The sequence below is a fragment of the Acidovorax sp. K2F genome, from assembly GCF_025246485.1.
Lineage (GTDB): Bacteria > Pseudomonadota > Gammaproteobacteria > Burkholderiales > Burkholderiaceae_C > Acidovorax > Acidovorax delafieldii.
Genome location: NZ_JAOBSQ010000051.1, coordinates 359,204 through 374,874, shown reverse-complemented (window position 1 = coordinate 374,874; position 15,671 = coordinate 359,204). Strand labels below are relative to the sequence as shown.

The 15,671-nt window shown below is 62.6% G+C and carries 15 protein-coding genes and 1 pseudogene; 6 read left to right on the top strand and 10 right to left on the bottom strand.

All coding sequences use genetic code 11. The features are described 5' to 3' along the window. Window positions 1-316: 316 nt before the first annotated feature. From N4G42_RS20550 to N4G42_RS20540, 3 genes and pseudogenes are all read right to left on the bottom strand, one after another. Window positions 317-583, bottom strand: a pseudogene (locus N4G42_RS20550) (cytidyltransferase); the annotation flags it as partial. A gap of 31 nt (window positions 584-614) precedes the next feature. After that, window positions 615-1,031, bottom strand: coding sequence for an SRPBCC domain-containing protein (locus N4G42_RS20545; RefSeq protein WP_260668509.1), 417 nt, complete (start codon window positions 1,029-1,031; stop codon window positions 615-617). 106 nt (window positions 1,032-1,137) lie between these two features. Further along, window positions 1,138-1,725, bottom strand: a complete 588-nt coding sequence (locus N4G42_RS20540; RefSeq protein WP_056746965.1) for an NADPH-dependent FMN reductase — start codon at window positions 1,723-1,725, stop codon at window positions 1,138-1,140. 34 nt (window positions 1,726-1,759) lie between these two features. Between N4G42_RS20540 and N4G42_RS20535 the strand changes: the two genes are divergently transcribed. From N4G42_RS20535 to N4G42_RS20510, 6 genes are all read left to right on the top strand, one after another. Beyond that, window positions 1,760-2,479, top strand: a complete 720-nt coding sequence (locus N4G42_RS20535) for a GntR family transcriptional regulator (protein ID WP_260668517.1) — start codon at window positions 1,760-1,762, stop codon at window positions 2,477-2,479. A 357-nt stretch (window positions 2,480-2,836) separates the two neighbouring features. Next, complete coding sequence (locus tag N4G42_RS20530) at window positions 2,837-3,697, top strand: fumarylacetoacetate hydrolase family protein (protein WP_260668508.1); 861 nt, start codon at window positions 2,837-2,839, stop codon at window positions 3,695-3,697. A 97-nt stretch (window positions 3,698-3,794) separates the two neighbouring features. Further along, complete coding sequence (locus N4G42_RS20525; protein ID WP_116747962.1) at window positions 3,795-4,766, top strand: Bug family tripartite tricarboxylate transporter substrate binding protein; 972 nt, start codon at window positions 3,795-3,797, stop codon at window positions 4,764-4,766. 29 nt (window positions 4,767-4,795) lie between these two features. Further along, complete coding sequence (locus N4G42_RS20520) at window positions 4,796-5,374, top strand: amino acid synthesis family protein (RefSeq protein WP_056066523.1); 579 nt, start codon at window positions 4,796-4,798, stop codon at window positions 5,372-5,374. Window positions 5,375-5,382: 8 nt separating this feature from the next. Then, window positions 5,383-6,396 (top strand): zinc-dependent alcohol dehydrogenase family protein, encoded by a 1,014-nt coding sequence (locus N4G42_RS20515; protein WP_260668506.1) that lies wholly within the window; start codon window positions 5,383-5,385, stop codon window positions 6,394-6,396. A gap of 19 nt (window positions 6,397-6,415) precedes the next feature. Further along, window positions 6,416-6,976 (top strand): VOC family protein, encoded by a 561-nt coding sequence (locus N4G42_RS20510; protein ID WP_260668505.1) that lies wholly within the window; start codon window positions 6,416-6,418, stop codon window positions 6,974-6,976. Between the two features lie 249 nt (window positions 6,977-7,225). On the opposite strand, the gene N4G42_RS20505 is transcribed toward N4G42_RS20510, so the two are convergent. The 7 genes from N4G42_RS20505 to boxB all read right to left on the bottom strand — a co-directional run bounded on the left by N4G42_RS20505 (window position 7,226) and on the right by boxB (window position 15,667). Further along, window positions 7,226-7,519 carry a DUF4148 domain-containing protein gene (locus N4G42_RS20505; protein WP_260668504.1) on the bottom strand — a complete coding sequence of 98 codons (294 nt, stop codon included), beginning with the start codon at window positions 7,517-7,519 and terminating at the stop codon, window positions 7,226-7,228. Window positions 7,520-7,836: 317 nt separating this feature from the next. Further along, window positions 7,837-8,427, bottom strand: coding sequence for a DUF2894 domain-containing protein (locus N4G42_RS20500; protein ID WP_260668503.1), 591 nt, complete (start codon window positions 8,425-8,427; stop codon window positions 7,837-7,839). After that, window positions 8,424-9,092: an OmpA family protein gene (locus N4G42_RS20495; RefSeq protein ID WP_099729277.1), complete on the bottom strand. Its 669-nt coding sequence runs from the start codon at window positions 9,090-9,092 to the stop codon at window positions 8,424-8,426. The genes N4G42_RS20500 and N4G42_RS20495 overlap by 4 nt, the downstream gene beginning before the upstream one ends. After that, entirely contained in the window at window positions 9,089-11,758 is a 2,670-nt protein-coding gene (locus tag N4G42_RS20490; RefSeq protein WP_260668502.1) for a DUF802 domain-containing protein, read from the bottom strand. The genes N4G42_RS20495 and N4G42_RS20490 overlap by 4 nt, the downstream gene beginning before the upstream one ends. After that, window positions 11,755-12,555: a DUF3348 domain-containing protein gene (locus N4G42_RS20485; protein ID WP_260668501.1), complete on the bottom strand. Its 801-nt coding sequence runs from the start codon at window positions 12,553-12,555 to the stop codon at window positions 11,755-11,757. Before N4G42_RS20485 ends, N4G42_RS20490 begins: the two co-directional genes overlap by 4 nt. Before the next feature lie 255 nt (window positions 12,556-12,810). After that, window positions 12,811-14,088, bottom strand: coding sequence for a benzoyl-CoA 2,3-epoxidase subunit BoxA (gene boxA, locus N4G42_RS20480; RefSeq protein WP_260668500.1), 1,278 nt, complete (start codon window positions 14,086-14,088; stop codon window positions 12,811-12,813). A gap of 151 nt (window positions 14,089-14,239) precedes the next feature. Beyond that, complete coding sequence (boxB, locus tag N4G42_RS20475; protein ID WP_260668499.1) at window positions 14,240-15,667, bottom strand: benzoyl-CoA 2,3-epoxidase subunit BoxB; 1,428 nt, start codon at window positions 15,665-15,667, stop codon at window positions 14,240-14,242. Between the last annotated feature and the right edge of the window lie 4 nt (window positions 15,668-15,671).

Here is a 15,671-nt window from a genome sequence, read left to right as displayed (position 1 = left end):
TGCGAAACCCGAGCACATCGAGGCCGGGTGCAACGTGCTGCTGCACGCCATGCTGGAGCGGGCTGGTACCTAGGGATCCTCTGCACGAATCACCGCGCCGTGTGCATCTGCGGCCTCGGGCGGTCTGCCGCGTTGCAAGTACTCGCCATAGCTGCGGCTATTGCTGCGTCTTGCGCCTTACAGCCCATCCTGATCCGCAGCGCCCACGGACCGCTCGATTCGTGCAGAGAATCCCTGGTGCTATACAAAATATAGCTGCAGAGACATGATTCCGTAGCGCTTGAGCCCGTTTGGATGCAAAAACGGGTGGAACGGATCAGTCCAGCTTCGTCAGCCCCAGAAAGTGGTCCAGCATGTGGAAGTGGTCTTCGAAGAATTCCTCTTCCAGGCCTGCCAGCTGGTCGATGCGGCTCCACTGCACCAGCGCAGCATCGTCATCGGCCTGCACCACCGGGAAGGGCGCATCTCCCAAATCAAAGTAGTGTGCATGCGTGATGGTGCGACCGCGCTGGCTGCGGTCGGGGTGGTCGAACACGGCCACTGACTGCAGTGCGGCGCGCATGCGGACCTCGGGCAGGTCGCATGTACGGGCAAGAGGCTCCGCGAGCTGGCCGCTATTGCGGCGCCAGCTTTGCGACCACGTGGCGAGAAAAGTTGTCCAGGATAGCCTGCCAGCCGGCTCGCTGCTGCTCTTCGGAGTGCGTTTGCTCCCCGTCGAATGTGACCGTAACTTTGACTTCGTCCGTGCCCTCGTTGAACTCAACCAGTCCTGCTCGATCTCCGAAGGCATATTCGATGAGCTGGCACGGTACAGCCTTGGTGTATTCACCTGCAAAGTCGAACCCGAATGAGCCGTCCTTCGCCTCCATGCGAGAGGAGAACTTGCCACCTGGCCGTAGATCCACCGACGACGTGGTCGTGTGCCAGTCTGGGGATGCTGTATTCCATTGTTTGATGTCTTCGGGTGTTGTGTATGCCCGCCAGACTTCTTTCAACGGTGCGGCAACCACAGTTGAGACGGTGATCTTCATGAGCGAACTCCATTCGGGTGACCCGGCACATATTCAAAGATTGGGTGCCGAGTCCAGCCCTATCGGCACTGGCCGCTAAAACCCGGCCTTATTAGCGACTTCTGTCTCAGACTTGTTGGCTGCGCGCGGCGATCCACCGGATCTCCTCGACCAGCTCGTGCAATCCTGTTTGGATGATATCCAGAGTAGGCTTGTCCACTAAGTGACCGTCTTGTATGCGCGCGGCGACTCCAGCAATGGCGATGTGCTGCCGCACCAAGGGGCGTGCCAGTGTGGCTGCCAAAGCATCACGAATTTGGGCCTGTGCCCGCACTCCCCCTGCCGTGCCTGGCGACGCCGTCATGATGAGCGCGGGCTTGCCCTTGAGAGGAGATGCAAATCCCGGCCGCGAAGCCCAGTCAATCGCGTTCTTGAGTACCCCGGGTATGCCGTAGTTGTACTCAGGAGAACACAGTACCAGGCCATCCGCATGTTCAATGGCGTTCTTGAGCTGGACGACTGGAGGCGGTGGTTGCTCCCCATCCAGATCTGCGTTGTACATGGGGATCTCGTCGAGAGGGAACAACTCCAGTGTGGTTCCAGAAGGTAGCAGCGGCTGGAGGCTTCGCAGCACGGCAGTGCTGTGCGACGCGCGGCGGAGGCTTCCGGAGATGGCGAGGAGGCGGATAGGACGTGTCATCTGGTTGGTGTTCATTGAGATTCTTTCGTTCTTTCAATGCCTGGAGTTTATGCATAAAATTCAAAACATGTACAAAACAGACACATCCCCTCGCACCCCGCCCCTGGTGGATCAGGCCTTCGCGCAATTGCGCAGGGATGTGTTGAATGGCACCTACGGTCCAGGCGCCAAGCTCAAGCTCGATGAACTGCAAGCTGCCTACGGCTTTTCCAGCAGTCCTTTGCGGGAGGCGCTGAGTCGTCTGGCCCAGGAGGGGTTGATCCGGGCAGATGAACGGCGAGGGTTTCGTGTAACGGCGATTTCTGCAGAGGACTTGGGCGACATCACGCGCATGCGTGTGATGCTTGACGTTCAGGCGCTGCGCGAATCGATTGCCCACGGTGATGACGTGTGGGAGGCGCAAGTAGTGGGGGCATTTCACCGCTTGGAGAAGGTAGAAGGCCGACTTAGCGATGGTCCGGTCGTTTTGGACCAAGGGTGGACGGACGTGCACACTGCCTTTCACATGGCACTGATTTCAGCCAGTCCATCAGAGCGCCTGCGGACTTGGAGTGCAAGCCTCTTCGACCAGGCGGAGCGCTACCGGCGGTTTTCAGCGCGCTTTCGCAAGACCTTTAAGCACAAATCCAGCGAGCACCGTAAGCTCATGGACGCTACGCTGCGGCGCGATGCAGATACCGCCTGTGCACTCTTGCAAGAGCACATCTTGAGTACCGAGCGCAATGTGCTCTCGGTGCTGAGCAAGCTGGAGCACGGTCAGGGAGGCTGACCCTCCACTGCCATTGCGAGCCAGAGCATGGTCTAGATACAGGCATTTCGCCGGTTCCTGGGCAGCCCTGCCCCTCCTCATTCCTGGTCGCACCCGACTCGCGTGGTGCAGAGCCCGCATGCATCGCGCATGTGGGCTTTTTCGCTTCTGAGTTCCCCATTTCCGTTGTCTGCAAGTGCCTCTTCTTGCGCAAGGGGCCAAGCAAGTTCCCTCAAATCGCTCGGTATAAACCACTACGCATAATTTGTATTTTATGCATAAAAATACATTCATGCACTAGATTAGAAGATCCAGAAGTCCAAGCTCTGATCGTTGTGCCTTCTCAGATTCCTCTTTCATCCCTTTTCTAGGAAACCCATGAAACTGATGTCCTACTCAATCGCCGGCCGTGAAACCTGGGGTGCCGTCCTCGGTGAAGGTGTTGCCGAACTGGCGATCCAAACCGGCCATGCCACGCTGGCTGGCTTCATCGCAAGCCCGGACTTCGCGCGCCGGGATGCGTTGGTGGCAGATCTCAAGGCCGACGCAAAGTTGGCCGAAGTGACGTTCCTGCCGGTGATTCCTCGCCCCGAAAAAATTGTCTGCGCGGTGCGCAACTACATGGATCACCACCAGGAGGTGCTCGCTGCTGGCATGCAGCGCGAGCTGTCCGAGCAGCCGCCGATCTTCTTGCGCGTGTGGCGTTCACAGACACCACATCAAGGGCCGATCGTCCGCCCCCATGTTTCGGAGTCGCTGGATTGGGAAGGCGAGCTGGCCGTAGTGATTGGTAAGGAAGGTCGTGACATCAGCGAGGCGGACGCCTGGGCGCACATTGCAGGCTATAGCTGCTACAACGATGCCAGCGTGCGTGAGTGGCAGTTCCATGCCAAGCAGATCGCCTCCGGCAAAAACTTCGAATCCACTGGTGCTTTCGGTCCCTGGATGGTGACTGCAGACGAGATCGCGCCTGGTCGCGAACTCAAGCTGGAGACGCGTCTGAACGGCGTTGTGGTGCAGTCCAGCCATACAGGGCACATGATTTTTTCGATCCCCCGCCTGATTGCGTATGCCTCCACCATTTTTACGTTGGTCCCCGGTGACGTGATCATCACTGGCACTCCTGCCGGCGTGGGCTGGAGCAAGAAGCCGCCGCAGTTCATGAAACCTGGCGACGTCGTGGAAGTGGAGATTGAAGCCATCGGCGTGCTGCGCAATCCAGTGGTTGCGCAGGGCTGACCATCGTCTGGCGCCATTTACCCGTTCGATCTTCCATCCAGACCCTGCAAGGGTAGAGCAAGGCCCCACGCGGCCGCCGCCCACGGAGACAAACACCATGCAAAGAAGACACGTCCTGGCCGCCTGCAGCGCGGCCGCTCTTGGATGGCCGGCGCTGCCGGCCCTGGCCCAAGCCTATCCCGAGCGAGCGATCAAGCTCTATCAGGGGTTCGCTCCTGGTGGAAATGCGGACGCCATCGCCCGCGCTGTGGGCGCAGAGATGGCCAAAGCCTTGGGCCAGGCCGTGGTGGTGGAGGCACAGTCTGGAGCTGGCGGCACCATCGCCGCCACCACGGTAGCGCGGGCAAAGCCCGACGGATACACGTTGCTGCTCGCCACCGGGGGGCATGCGGTGGCGGGCGCTCTCTACAACACGCTCCCCTACAAGTCAGTTGCGGACTTCGAGATGGTTTCCACGATCACCTTCTTTCCGTTCCTGGTGGTTGTCAACGCCAATTCGAAAGTCCAGAGCCTGCGTGAAGTCATCGCAAACGCGCAGGCCACACCGGGATCGGTTGGCTACGGGACTGCGGGCGTGGGCTCAACCCACCATCTGGCGGGCGAGCTGCTGGCCAAGATGGCTCGAGTCAATCTTTTGCACGTTCCTTATCGGGGCGATGCTGCATCGATCACGGCGCTGCTGGCAGGCGATGTGCCATTCATCATCGCTCCGCCGACCGCGGTATTGACCAACATCCAGGCGGGGAAGCTGCGCGCCATCGCAACCACCGGCCCCCAACGGTGGGCAGGCCTGCCAAACGTTCCCACCGTCGTGGAGCAAGGTGTGACGGGCTATGACGTGCGCTCGTGGGCCGGCCTTCTGGCGCCCGCAGGAACACCCCGACCGATCGTTGATCGCCTCAATGCGGAGGTGCTTCGTGCGCTACAGGCGCCTGCAGTACGGCAGCGTTTGGAGGACATGGGCGGCGAAGCGCGCGGTAGCACGCCCGAGGAAATGAAGGTCATGGTGAGCCACGAGATCGAAAAATGGCAGCAGGTAGTGGCTGATGCCAAGATTCCCAAACAATGACTCCAATCACCTTGTCGAAGGACTTTTGAATGAACTTGATCGCTATCCGCAAACGCAGCCTGACCATTGAAACGGTGTACCACGAGGGCGGACCACCGGTAGACACGCCGCTGCGCATCGCTTCTGCTTGCGCTGTGATTCGCAATCCTTACGCTGGCCGCTATGAGCCAGATCTGCTGCCCTTCATGGCCGAGCTGCGCACCCTCGGTACGATGCTCGCTGAAGAGCTGGTGGCTACGCTGGGCAAGGAAAAAGTACAGGCCTATAGCAAGGCAGCCATCGTCGGCGTGAATGGCGAGTTGGAGCATGGCGCCGTCTGGCATGAAGCGGGGGGCTGGGCAATGCGACAAGTGCTGGGTGAACCCAAAGCCATCGTGCCGTCGGCGAAGGCCGTGGCCGCTACGGGCTACCGCTTGATGGTGCCACTGCATTACATCCATGCGGCCTATGTCCGCAGCCATTTCAACAGTGCCGAGGTGGGGATCCAGGACGCGCCCCGCCCCGACGAAATCCTTTTCGCACTGGTGATGGCCGATGGCGGACGCGTCCACTCGCGCCTGGGCGGCCTGACGCGCGAGCAGGTGTCTGTACACGACGGCCAGCGCTGAGGTTAGACATGGCGACTTCTTCCACTGGCACGATGAAGGCCGTGCAGCTCCAGGTCACGGGTGGTCCGGAGGTTCTGTCTTTGGTGGACATCCCTCTACCTCATCCCGGACCGGGTCAGGTACGCGTCCGGGCTCATGCCATAGGCGCAGGTGGGCCGGACGTTCTGATTCGCAACGGTACTTACAAGTGGATGCCCCCACTGCCCGCGGTGCCCGGCAATGAGCTGTCCGGGGTCATCGATGCCATCGGTGAGGGCGTCACCCGCCTGTCTGTGGGTGACCGCGTGCTGGTCAGTGCACGAGAGTTGCCACAGCGCGGGGGCTGCTACGTGCAGGCGATCTGCGTGCCCGAAGTTGTGCCATTTGTGCTGCCTGAGAGCATTGCGTTCGAGGACGCGGTGAGTCTCGGTAACTTCCAGCTCGCACTGGCGCTACTGGCCAGCAACGGCAATCTACCCGCTAAAGCGATCCTGATTCCCGGTGCAGCAGGTGGGGTTGCCACCGCGCTGGCACAGGTGGCGCGCTCGCGAGGCCTGCGCGTCATCGGTACTGCATCAACCCCGGAAAAACGCCAGTTCGCCTTGGAAAACGGAGTCAGCGATCTTGTTGATGGCGACGTGCAGGCCCTGCCGCAACGCGTCATGGAGCTCACTGGGGGACGTGGCGTCGACCTCGCTTTTGATCATGTGGGTGCGGCGCTGTTTATCGCCTGTCTGCGGTCGCTGGCCCCCTCAGGCATGGCGGTGTCGTACAACATCCTTGCAGGCCCACCATCGAGTGATGTGTTCGATGAGCTTCGCAAACTGCTCGCCAAGAGTCTGGCGATACGCACCTTCTCCATTCACGCGGTTGATGCCGATGTGGCTCAGCGCCGCGGCTTGATGGAGCAAGCCATTGCGCTCATGGCGAGTGGCCAGGTGCGTGCACCGCGTGCCATGCGCATGTCACTGGCAGAGGTTCGTCAGGCTCATGAGCTGTTGGACACCGGCGGCACGCTGGGCAAGCTGGTCCTCATTCCCTGAACCCATGGAGTCTTGCAACGTGAATCCACCCTATACCGCCAATCTCGCTCACTGTGGCATTTTTTGCCGTGACCTGGAGGTGATGAAGGCTTTCTATACCGGAGTGTTCGACATGCAGGAGACGGATCGTGGCGAGGGCGTGACCTTTCGCTTCGAGATCGTGTTTCTGAGCGGGCGTGGTGATCAGCACCACCAGTTGGTGCTGGCTGGAGGGCGGGGTGAAGATGCACCGAGCACCGTGATGCAGCTGTCCTTCAAGGTCCAGACCATTGATCATCTGCGCGAGGCGCGTCGCCGCGCGTTGGCACTGGGCGCGTCGAAGATGCGTGGGCTTAACCACGGGAATGCGATATCCATTTACTGCATGGACCCGGAAGACAACACTGTGGAGGTTTATCTGGACACTCCTTGGTACGTGAGCCAGCCCCACGGTGATCCTTTGGACCTGGATCAGGATGACGAAGCCATCTGGGCCCAGACGGAGCGTGTGGTGCGTTCGGACCCCAGCTTTATGCAGGTATCCGAGTGGGCTGCGCAGTTTGCGGAACGACGCGCGGCATTGAAGGCCGGGACCGCGTAGCGAGCGCTCGTTTTTCGCGATAACACGAAGGCTTTCGGCTTGGAGATGCAACAGGCGTTCGACGTTTTGCTTGTGTTCGCACGCAACAAAAAGGGCTCCCAATGGGAGCCCCGTTTGCTTGATCAGTGCGGGAGTGAGTGCTTGTCTAAAACACTCCCCATGGCAACAGCACCCGCACCGCGCGAAGTGCCACCGCCATGGGAAGTCCCGCAACTGCTTCAATCCAACCCGAGCAGTTGGTCTGCCAAATTACATGGCGCTGAATTCGCCGTGAGGGATCTGGCCGGTGCGCACGGCTTCGGCAGCTTGGGCACGCACGGCAGCGCGGTCGGCGGTGGACTTATAGGTCACCACACGCGAGCCTGCGGGTTCCATGTTGTGGGTGCGGGCTTCGACAACAGCTTCGGCAGCCACTTCAGCGCGGGTGCGGTTGGTGTCGAACTTCAGGGCAAATTGCGAGCCATCGGCTTCATCGGCATGGGCGCCAAAGGCGGCGAAAGCGGCAACAGCGGCGACGGAGAGGAAACGGGCGGTCTTGTTCATGATGAAAATCCTTAAAAGCTAAAAAAGCGTCTCAAAAAAGCCGGGTCAAAAACCATTCCTGAACCGGGTTCGGTGAGTCGCCTTGCGGGTTCGGCTCATCGATGGGATGAACTGTACGCCGATGGTGTTCAGGGAAAAACCACTCAGTCGCAAACTAACTGTTCCAGTTTTGAAAACAATGGCTGGTCCACGTACTGTGACGTTTCGCGTCAGCGGTTGGAGGCGCCGAAGCGTCAGTTTCCATCGCCCCGGGTGTTGGGCCGGGGACTACACAGCAGTGGTTTGTGCCCTGGCTGCAGGCCTGCGGATCTATCGGTCTATGGCTTGTTGCGTGTCTTGCGCACCGAACGCGGAGCGGGGCTTGTGGCTCGGGTGCTTGCCTGATCCAGCCACAGTAAGGTGTCCATTTGCGCCATGAAATGGCGCAGATAGTCGGGGGACAGGGAGCGCATCAGGTTCAGTGAGCGCAGCATCAGCTTGTGGGCGTTGAGTGGCCCGGCGTTCTCAGGCCCCCTGTGCAGGGCCTGCACCACCTGCTGCTCGGCGGCGATGTGCGACCAGACCTCGCTGAAATGGCGCACGCTTTTGAGCGCGGGCAATGGAGCGCTGTCCATCGCAAAGGGGTCGTCCCTGGCGATGCTGCGCCGAGGGGTTCCCAGGGTTTGGTTCAGTTGTGCCAGCGCAGATGCTGCAGGGGCGGGGCGTTGGTTGCCCTGTGATGGAGGTGTGTGGGGCGGGCTTTCGGGGTAGCTCGCCAGCGCCGTATCGAGCTTGTGCGCCAACAGCCGCTGCACGGCCGCTGATTGGCTAGGCAGGCGGCGCGCCAGGATCTCCAGGTAGTGAAAACGCGCGGGGTCGTTGTGGTGCGCGCCCACTGCACGCAATGCCTCCAGACGGGGATCTGTCATGGTGCGCGGGGAGACTCGGTGGACCGGGGGTTGGCGGCCTTGGGGACTGGGGCCATCTCCACCCGGCGGTTTTGTGCACGGCCTTTTTCGTCGCTGTTGTCAGCCACGGGTTGTTCGGCGCCAAAGGCTGCGGCGAACACCTGGGACGATGGCATGCCTTCGTCAATCAGAGCCCGGGTCACGGTGAGTGCACGCTGGGCTGACAGCTCCAGGTTGTCCGCAAAACGCTTCTGGCTGCCGCGCAGCAGCGCGGTGTTGTCGGTGAAGCCGCTGACCATCAGCATTTCGTCGCGCTCCCGCAAGTAAACCCCCAACGGCTGAACCAGACTCTTGAGCAGTTGCCGTCCCTCGGCACGCAGTTCGTCCGAACCGGTGGCAAACAGCACGCTGCCGCTGATACCAATGCGCCCGTTGTTCACCGTCACGCGCCCGCTGGCCAGCGGAATGGCCAGGGCCTTCTCAAGCGCCATGCGCCGCTGCTCTTCCATCTGGCGCTTTTGCACTTCCTGCTGAAGGCTGGTCACCAGGTCGATCTGCACCACCAGCACGCCCACGAGGATCAGTACAAACGCACCCAGCAGCCCCGCCATCAGATCGCCGAAGACGGCCCACACCGGTGCCGTCTGGTCGGTAGCATCATCCAGGGTGTCGTCCACGCCGGTCACGCGGGCACCCCTTGTTCTGCCGTGGCCTTGCCATGCAGTCGACGCAGGTCTTCCACGATGCCTTGTTGTGCGCTGATGCTCAGGTCAATCACCTCGCGGGCCTGCGCCACGTAGTACGCCAGCTGTTCGTCGCTGCGGCCCATGGACTCGCGAAGGGCGTCCTCCATGCCTTGCAGGCTCTCCACGAGCTTCTCGTTGCTGGCGCTGAACAGGCCGACGCCGTGCTGGAAGGATTCCCCCAGGCTGGACAACTCGATGGCGCTGGCCGCGACCTGCGCTGCCACTTCGTCCACCTTGCCCGCCTGTGCGCCCAGGGCCTGTGCAAACTGCTGGCCCGCCTGTTCGAGCACCTCGGCGGCGGAACCCACCAGTGCTTCAATGGCCGCGCGCTGCTGCACAGCGGCTTCGTTCACGGATTGCAGCAGGCTGCCCAGCTGCTGTGTCATGGCCGTGCGCTCGGCCAGTGCGAGGTTGTCGCGTTCGCCCAGGCGTGTCATTTCCTGCCGCAACTGGGTAATGACTTCGGCCGCCGCTTGCGGCACGTCGGAGGCGGTCTGCAGCAGGCGCGTGAGGGGGGCTTCCAGCGCAGCGCCCAGGGTGGCCAGGTGCTCTGCCACGGCGGCTTGCAGAGTATCCAGGCGGTCCACTGCCGCCTGTCCGCGCGCGGCTTCTGCATCGCGCAGGGTGGTCAGTTCCTCGCGCCACACCAGGGTCAGCGCATCCATGCGTTGACCCTGGGCTTGCACCCATTGCGCTTCGTTGTCGATGCGTGTGCGCAGCAGGGCGTCGGATTGCTCCATCAGCGCGGAGGCGCTGCCCAATGTACGGTCCACCTGGGCGTTCAGTCGCAGACTCACTTGCGTGGCGGTGTCTTCCAGGGTCTGCATCAGGGCGCGCTGTTGTTCCACGGTCTGTGTGGCTGCGCGCTGCCATTCAGCGCTGAGCGTGTGGGCCAGTCTCTCCAGGGACTGGCTCCAGCCTGCCAGCCGTTGCGCATCGGCGTCGCGCTGCGCCTGCTGAGCATCGGTGACGGTGCTTTGCAATGCAGCCAGCAAAGCCTCGGAGCGTTCTTCAAATGCGTTGTTGGCTGACTGCAGGCGGTGCTCCAGCTGCTGGGCTGCTTGGGCGAGTGCCGCGCCGGTTGTCTGGTGCTGTTCGGCAGTTTGTGCCCCCGCGCTTTGCCATTCGCCGCTGAGTTTCTGGGCCATCTGGTGCATGGACTGCGTCCAGTCGGCGAGCCGCTGCGTATCCGCAGCGCGCTGCGCACCGTGGGCTTCGGCTACCGTGGCCTGTAGTGTGGTGACCAGGGCTTCGGCCTGTTGTGCAAATGCCTGGGTGGTGGCTTGCAATTGCCGGTCCATCTGCTGTGCGGTGCGCTCCAAGGCCTGGCCCACCTCCTGCTGCTGGGCCAGCGTCTGGTTGCCCGCTTGATGCCATTCGCTGGCCAGGTTGCGAGCCATGTCCTGCATGGAGTGCTCCCAGCCTTGCAGTCGCCGCTGGTCGGACTCCGCCTGGGCAGCCTGTTGCTGTGCAGCCGATACGTGCAGGGAGTCCACCAGCGTTTTCGATCGTTCGTCGAAAGTCTGCGTGAACTTTTGCACTGCAACCTCAAACTGGGTGATCAGCGTGCCCTGTGTGTTCGACTGCTGGTCGAGCGCCTGGGCCCAGGTGTCGGCCACCTTGCGTGCTGTGCCCTCCCATTGCGCACTGAGGCTTTGCAGCTGCTGGCCTGTGTGCTCTCGCAGCCGCTCGTGGGTGCGCTGGGACTCTTGTGCCAGCGTCGCCATGGCCTGTTCCACCACCGGGCGTATGGCGGCGGTGGCCTGCTGGGCACTGGTGCTCAGGCTGTCTTGCAGCGATGTACCTACGGACTGCGCCAATTTGGTGTACGCGGCAGAGGCCTCTTGATGAAACCCCTGCTGTTGCGCCAGCAGCTGGTCGTTGAGCTGGCTGTGGCGGCGCTCCAGTCCTTCCATCATGGCTTGCAGGCGATCGGCAATCAGCGGCAGGGCCTGGGCCTGCGCTTGCAGGGCCAGCAAGGTGTCCTCACGCCGTTGGGCGGACGAGAAGGCACGGAACAGCGTGGGGATGCGCGCATCTAGCTGGCGCACCGCCTGCAGCCTCTCTCGGCGGCTCAGGGCGGACAACAGGCCGAGTGCGGCCGATGTGGCGACCCCCGCGACGGACGTGCCGAACGACAGACCCAGCCCCTTGATGGGCGCAGCCAGTGCATTGCGGATGGATTCCAGGTTGCCTGAGGCCTCCAGGGCGAACACGGCGCCGTGGAATGTCACCACCATGCCCACGAAGGTGCCCAGCATGCCCAGCATGACCAGCAGCCCCACCAGGTAAGGCGTGAGTGCAGTGCCAGGCAGGGCTACACGCTCTCCTTCGATACGTTGGCGAACCGGGTGGCGCAGTGCGGGGTCGAGGCTTTCCAGCCAGGCATCCAGGGCAGGGGGCTCTTGATGGGCCTCTAGCGCACGCGTCAGCGAGGCGGTGGCCGCGCGATAGCGCATCAGCTCCCAAGCTCCCAGCAGGTAGGTGGCGGCGATCATCACCGTCATTGCCAGTGCCAGCGGGCTGTGGCCCACAAAACCCCAGCCCACCCAGCCAGCGGCTGCAAGGCCCGCAGCGAAGATGGCTGTCATCACACTCTTGTTCATTCCTGTTGTCCTGTTGTGTCGTTCTGTGCTGCTTCCAGCAGTCCCGTGATCGGTTCCATGCGCGTTTGCAGCTCTGCGGCAAGTAGGGCCTGCATGTCGCGCTCGAAGGCCCACAGCCAGCCTCCGGCCTGCCGCCAGCGCGCAGGCTCATCGGTCAACCCTTGGGTGGTCAGCCTGTGCTGGTGTTGCCGGTGGCGGTGCGCCATACGGCGCTCCAGGTGCGCGGGTAGCAAGGCCCACAGCCGTTGTTCACGCGGTGCCAACATGCGCTCCATCACGGCGTCCAGCGCCGCCACCTGGCGCAATCTGGGGGAGCCTTGTGCGATCGCCTGGCGCAACTGTGCCCGCAGGGGCTGCAGCCGCAGCTCCATCTGCTTTTGCAGGTCCAGATAGCGTGGCGCGTGGGTGGCGAAATCCTTGTCCACCCTCGGGTCGGGCAGTTCCACGGGGGTGTTGTCCGCCCGGGCTCGCAGTGGCTTGGGTGCAGTGGGCCTCGTGGCCAGCTGCACTTCGAGGTCGGCCTGAACCTTCGCTACCAGGCCGGCGAGTACCGTCATGTTCAGCGCCATTGCCGGGTGCTGTGCAGTCGCTGCCTGCGATGGCAGGTTCTCGATCGCGTGCAGCGCCCGGCTGAGCTGGACGGCGTCCACGGTTCCCAGCCATAGGCTCAGCTGCTCTGCCACATCGGGGGGCTTGGCTGCTGGTAGCGGAGGCGCGGCCCGCTCGCTGGCTTCCCGCGTCCATTGCTGGAGCAGGACCACGAGGCGTGAGCTGTTGAGTCGGTGGTGTTGGGTCATCCCGTGAAGGCTGTGCACTGGGTGGGCACGGCCGAGCGGGACGGTCCGGCGGCGCGTGCATTGGGGGAAGGAGTCCTCCCGAAGGCAAAGCCCGCTATTTTCGCAGGAACGACAGACCAGTCTGCCAGTCAGCCTCTGGCGTTGCAGCTGTTACACAAGGGAAAGGGCTCCATGCAGCGCCCGAGGCCCGGCCAATGGGCTTTTTTTGGGGGGCGCCATGGCTTGAGTTTGGCTCGGGCCGATGCCATTCCCGCCTCAGTACGTCTCCAGATGCAGTCGCCCTTCGCGCTGAAGCGTCCCACCCAGGGCGTCCCAGCTCAGCCCCGCCTCCTGGGCGATGTCACGCAGCGCCATCACCACGCCTTCTTCCATCCCCTTGAGGCCGCAGACGTAGAAGTGGCTGTTGTCATCGCGCAGCAGGGCCAGCAGGTCGGCGGCGCGCTCGCGCATCAGGTCTTGCACATAGCGCTTGGGCTGCCCGGGCGTGCGGGAGAAAGCCAGGTTGATGTCGATGAAATCCTTGGGCAGGCTTTGCAGGGGGCCGAAGTAGGGCAGTTCCTGCTGCGTGCGTGCGCCGAAGAACAGCAGGAGCTTGCCGCCCTCAAACTTGCCGCTGTTGCGTAGCCTGCGCCGCCACTCGGTCATGGCGCGCATGGGAGCGCTGCCGGTGCCGGTGCAGATCATCACGATGTGCGATCGCGGGTGGTTGGGCATGAGGAAGCTACTGCCGAACGGCCCCACCACCTGCACCTTGTCGCCCACCTTCAGATCGCAAACATAGTTGGAGGCAACGCCTCGCACAGGGTTGCCATCGTGGTCCACGGTCACGCGCTTCACGGTCAGCGCCAGGTTGTTGTAGCCGGGGCGTTCGCCGTTGCGCGGGCTGGCCACCGAGTATTGGCGCGCGTGGTGGGGTTTGCCCAGCGCATCGGCGCCCGGCGGGATGATGCCAATCGATTGCCCTTCCAGCACGGGGAACGGCATGCTGCCGAAATCGAGCACCACATGGTGGGTCTCGCTCTCAAAACCCACCTCGGTGCAATTGAAGTTGCCGACCACGGTGGCTGTGGTCGGGTTTTTGGGCGGAAAAAGATTGGTGTAGGGATGGGCTGCAGACCAGGGCGGTACCGTGGCTCCGTACTGGGCGGAGCGAAAAACCTGCGTGCCCGGCTCAGCAGGCGCTTCGGGGGCTTGCTGCAGCGCCGTTACCTCTGTGGCGGGCTCTCCGCCTGCTGCGACCAGTTCATGGGGGGCAAGCTCGCCCGGTAGTTCTTCCCAGCTGAACTGTTCCTCAACGGTGTAGGCACGGGCCACTGGCACCGCACGCCAGTTGTCGATGGAACCCGTGGGGCAGGGCGAGATGCAGGCCATGCAGCCGTTGCACACATCGGCTCGCACCACGTAGTTGTTGTCGTCGTGCGTGATCGCGTTGACCGGACAGGTGGCCTCGCAGGTGTTGCAGCGAATGCAGATCTCTGGGTCGATCAGATGCTGCTTCAGGATGCCGTTGTCGATCAGCGTGTGGGTGTCCATATTCATTCTTCGAGCAATATCCGGCTACCGGTGCTGGGACCTTGCATACAGTGGAAGCATTCGGTGTGCCACAACGCAGAGCCCGACTCGCCGTGCCGCTCGCGCCGTCTTGCCAGGGGCGGCGAATGCGGCACGGGCAACTCAGCTGCGATCAATTAAAACGCACGTACTCAAAATCCACCGGCTGGCGGTTGATGCCCATGACGGGGGGCGCGATCCAGCCGGCGAACTTGCCCGGCTCGACCACACGGCCCATCAACGACCCCACAAACGCAAAGTCTTCGGGCGTGGGCAGCCATTCGGCCTTGCGCGCGGTCCATTCTGCCTCGCTCACCACGCGGCCGTCGGGCGACATCTTGATGCCCGCCAGCGCGCCGATCTGGCGATTGAAGGCCTTGTGGGGGACCACCAGGCGGGTGGGGACTCCCGCTTTCTCCAGCACCTTGTTCCACCGGCCCACGCCCGCCATGGAGTCCTTGATGAAGTCGTCGCGCAGCACTTCGTTCAGCGCGTTGAGCATGGGCACTTCTTTTTCCAGCAGCTGTCCGTCCTTGACCTCCAGCACCTTGTACGTCTGGCCCTTGAGCACATGATCGTCCGTGCGTTTTCCTTCTTCGTAGCGACCCTTGAGGCCCGAGCTGTAGAACGTGGCGGCGTTGCTCGACTGGTCGGCGCCGAACAGGTCGATGGTCACGCTGTAGTGGAAGTTGAGGTAGCGCTGGACGGTGGGCAGGTCGATGGCGCCAGCCGCACGCACCTTGGCAGGGTCGTCGGTCTTGAGGTCGTTCATCACCTGTGCGGTGCGCGACAGCACGCGCGAGATGCCGCTTTCGCCCACAAACATGTGGTGGGCCTCTTCGGTCAGCATGAACTTGGTGGTGCGCGCCAGCGGGTCAAAAGCGCTCTCTGCCAGGGCCGAGAGCTGGAACTTGCCGTCACGGTCAGTGAAGTAGGTGAACATGAAAAACGCCAGCCAATCCGGCGTCTTTTCATTGAACGCGCCCAGGATGCGCGGGTTGTTCTCGTCGCCGGACTGGCGCTGCAGCAGCGCTTCGGCCTCCTCGCGGCCGTCGCGGCCGAAGTGCTTGTGCAGCAGGTACACCATGGCCCACAGGTGGCGGCCCTCTTCCACATTGATCTGGAACAGGTTGCGCAGGTCGTACATGCTGGGCGCCGTCAGGCCCAGGTGGCGCTGCTGCTCGACCGAGGCAGGCTCCGTGTCGCCCTGGGTCACGATGATGCGGCGCAGATTGGCGCGGTGCTCGCCGGGCACGTCCTGCCAGGCTTTTTCGCCCTTGTGGTCGCCAAAGTGGATCTCGCGGTTGCTGTCGCCTGGGTTCAAAAAGATGCCCCAGCGGTAGTCGCGCATCTTCACGTGGCCGAACTGGGCCCAGCCGTTCGGGTCCACGCTCACGGCGGTACGCAGATAGACCTCATGGTTGGTGGAGCCCTCGGGACCCACGTCGTCCCACCAGTTGATGAAGTTGGGCTGCCAGCCTTCTAGCGCGCGCTGCAACGTGCGGTCTTCGCCCAGGTTCACGTTGTTGGGAATCTTCTCGCTGTAGTTGATGCTGCTCATGGGG

Excerpts from the sequence above, each read along its gene's own strand:
- N4G42_RS20485 (WP_260668501.1), bottom strand. The coding sequence starts at position 12,555 with ATGACCCAACACCACCGACTCAACAGCTCACGCCTCGTGGTCCTGCTC.
- N4G42_RS20530 (WP_260668508.1), top strand. The coding sequence starts at position 2,837 with ATGAAACTGATGTCCTACTCAATCGCCGGCCGTGAAACCTGGGGTGCC.
- N4G42_RS20490 (WP_260668502.1), bottom strand. The coding sequence starts at position 11,758 with ATGAACAAGAGTGTGATGACAGCCATCTTCGCTGCGGGCCTTGCAGCC.
- N4G42_RS20540 (WP_056746965.1), bottom strand. The coding sequence starts at position 1,725 with ATGAACACCAACCAGATGACACGTCCTATCCGCCTCCTCGCCATCTCC.
- N4G42_RS20515 (WP_260668506.1), top strand. The coding sequence starts at position 5,383 with ATGGCGACTTCTTCCACTGGCACGATGAAGGCCGTGCAGCTCCAGGTC.
- N4G42_RS20520 (WP_056066523.1), top strand. The coding sequence starts at position 4,796 with ATGAACTTGATCGCTATCCGCAAACGCAGCCTGACCATTGAAACGGTG.
- N4G42_RS20500 (WP_260668503.1), bottom strand. The coding sequence starts at position 8,427 with ATGACAGATCCCCGTCTGGAGGCATTGCGTGCAGTGGGCGCGCACCAC.
- boxA (WP_260668500.1), bottom strand. The coding sequence starts at position 14,088 with ATGGACACCCACACGCTGATCGACAACGGCATCCTGAAGCAGCATCTG.
- boxB (WP_260668499.1), bottom strand. The coding sequence starts at position 15,667 with ATGAGCAGCATCAACTACAGCGAGAAGATTCCCAACAACGTGAACCTG.
- N4G42_RS20525 (WP_116747962.1), top strand. The coding sequence starts at position 3,795 with ATGCAAAGAAGACACGTCCTGGCCGCCTGCAGCGCGGCCGCTCTTGGA.
- N4G42_RS20535 (WP_260668517.1), top strand. The coding sequence starts at position 1,760 with ATGCATAAAATTCAAAACATGTACAAAACAGACACATCCCCTCGCACC.
- N4G42_RS20545 (WP_260668509.1), bottom strand. The coding sequence starts at position 1,031 with ATGAAGATCACCGTCTCAACTGTGGTTGCCGCACCGTTGAAAGAAGTC.
- N4G42_RS20505 (WP_260668504.1), bottom strand. The coding sequence starts at position 7,519 with ATGAACAAGACCGCCCGTTTCCTCTCCGTCGCCGCTGTTGCCGCTTTC.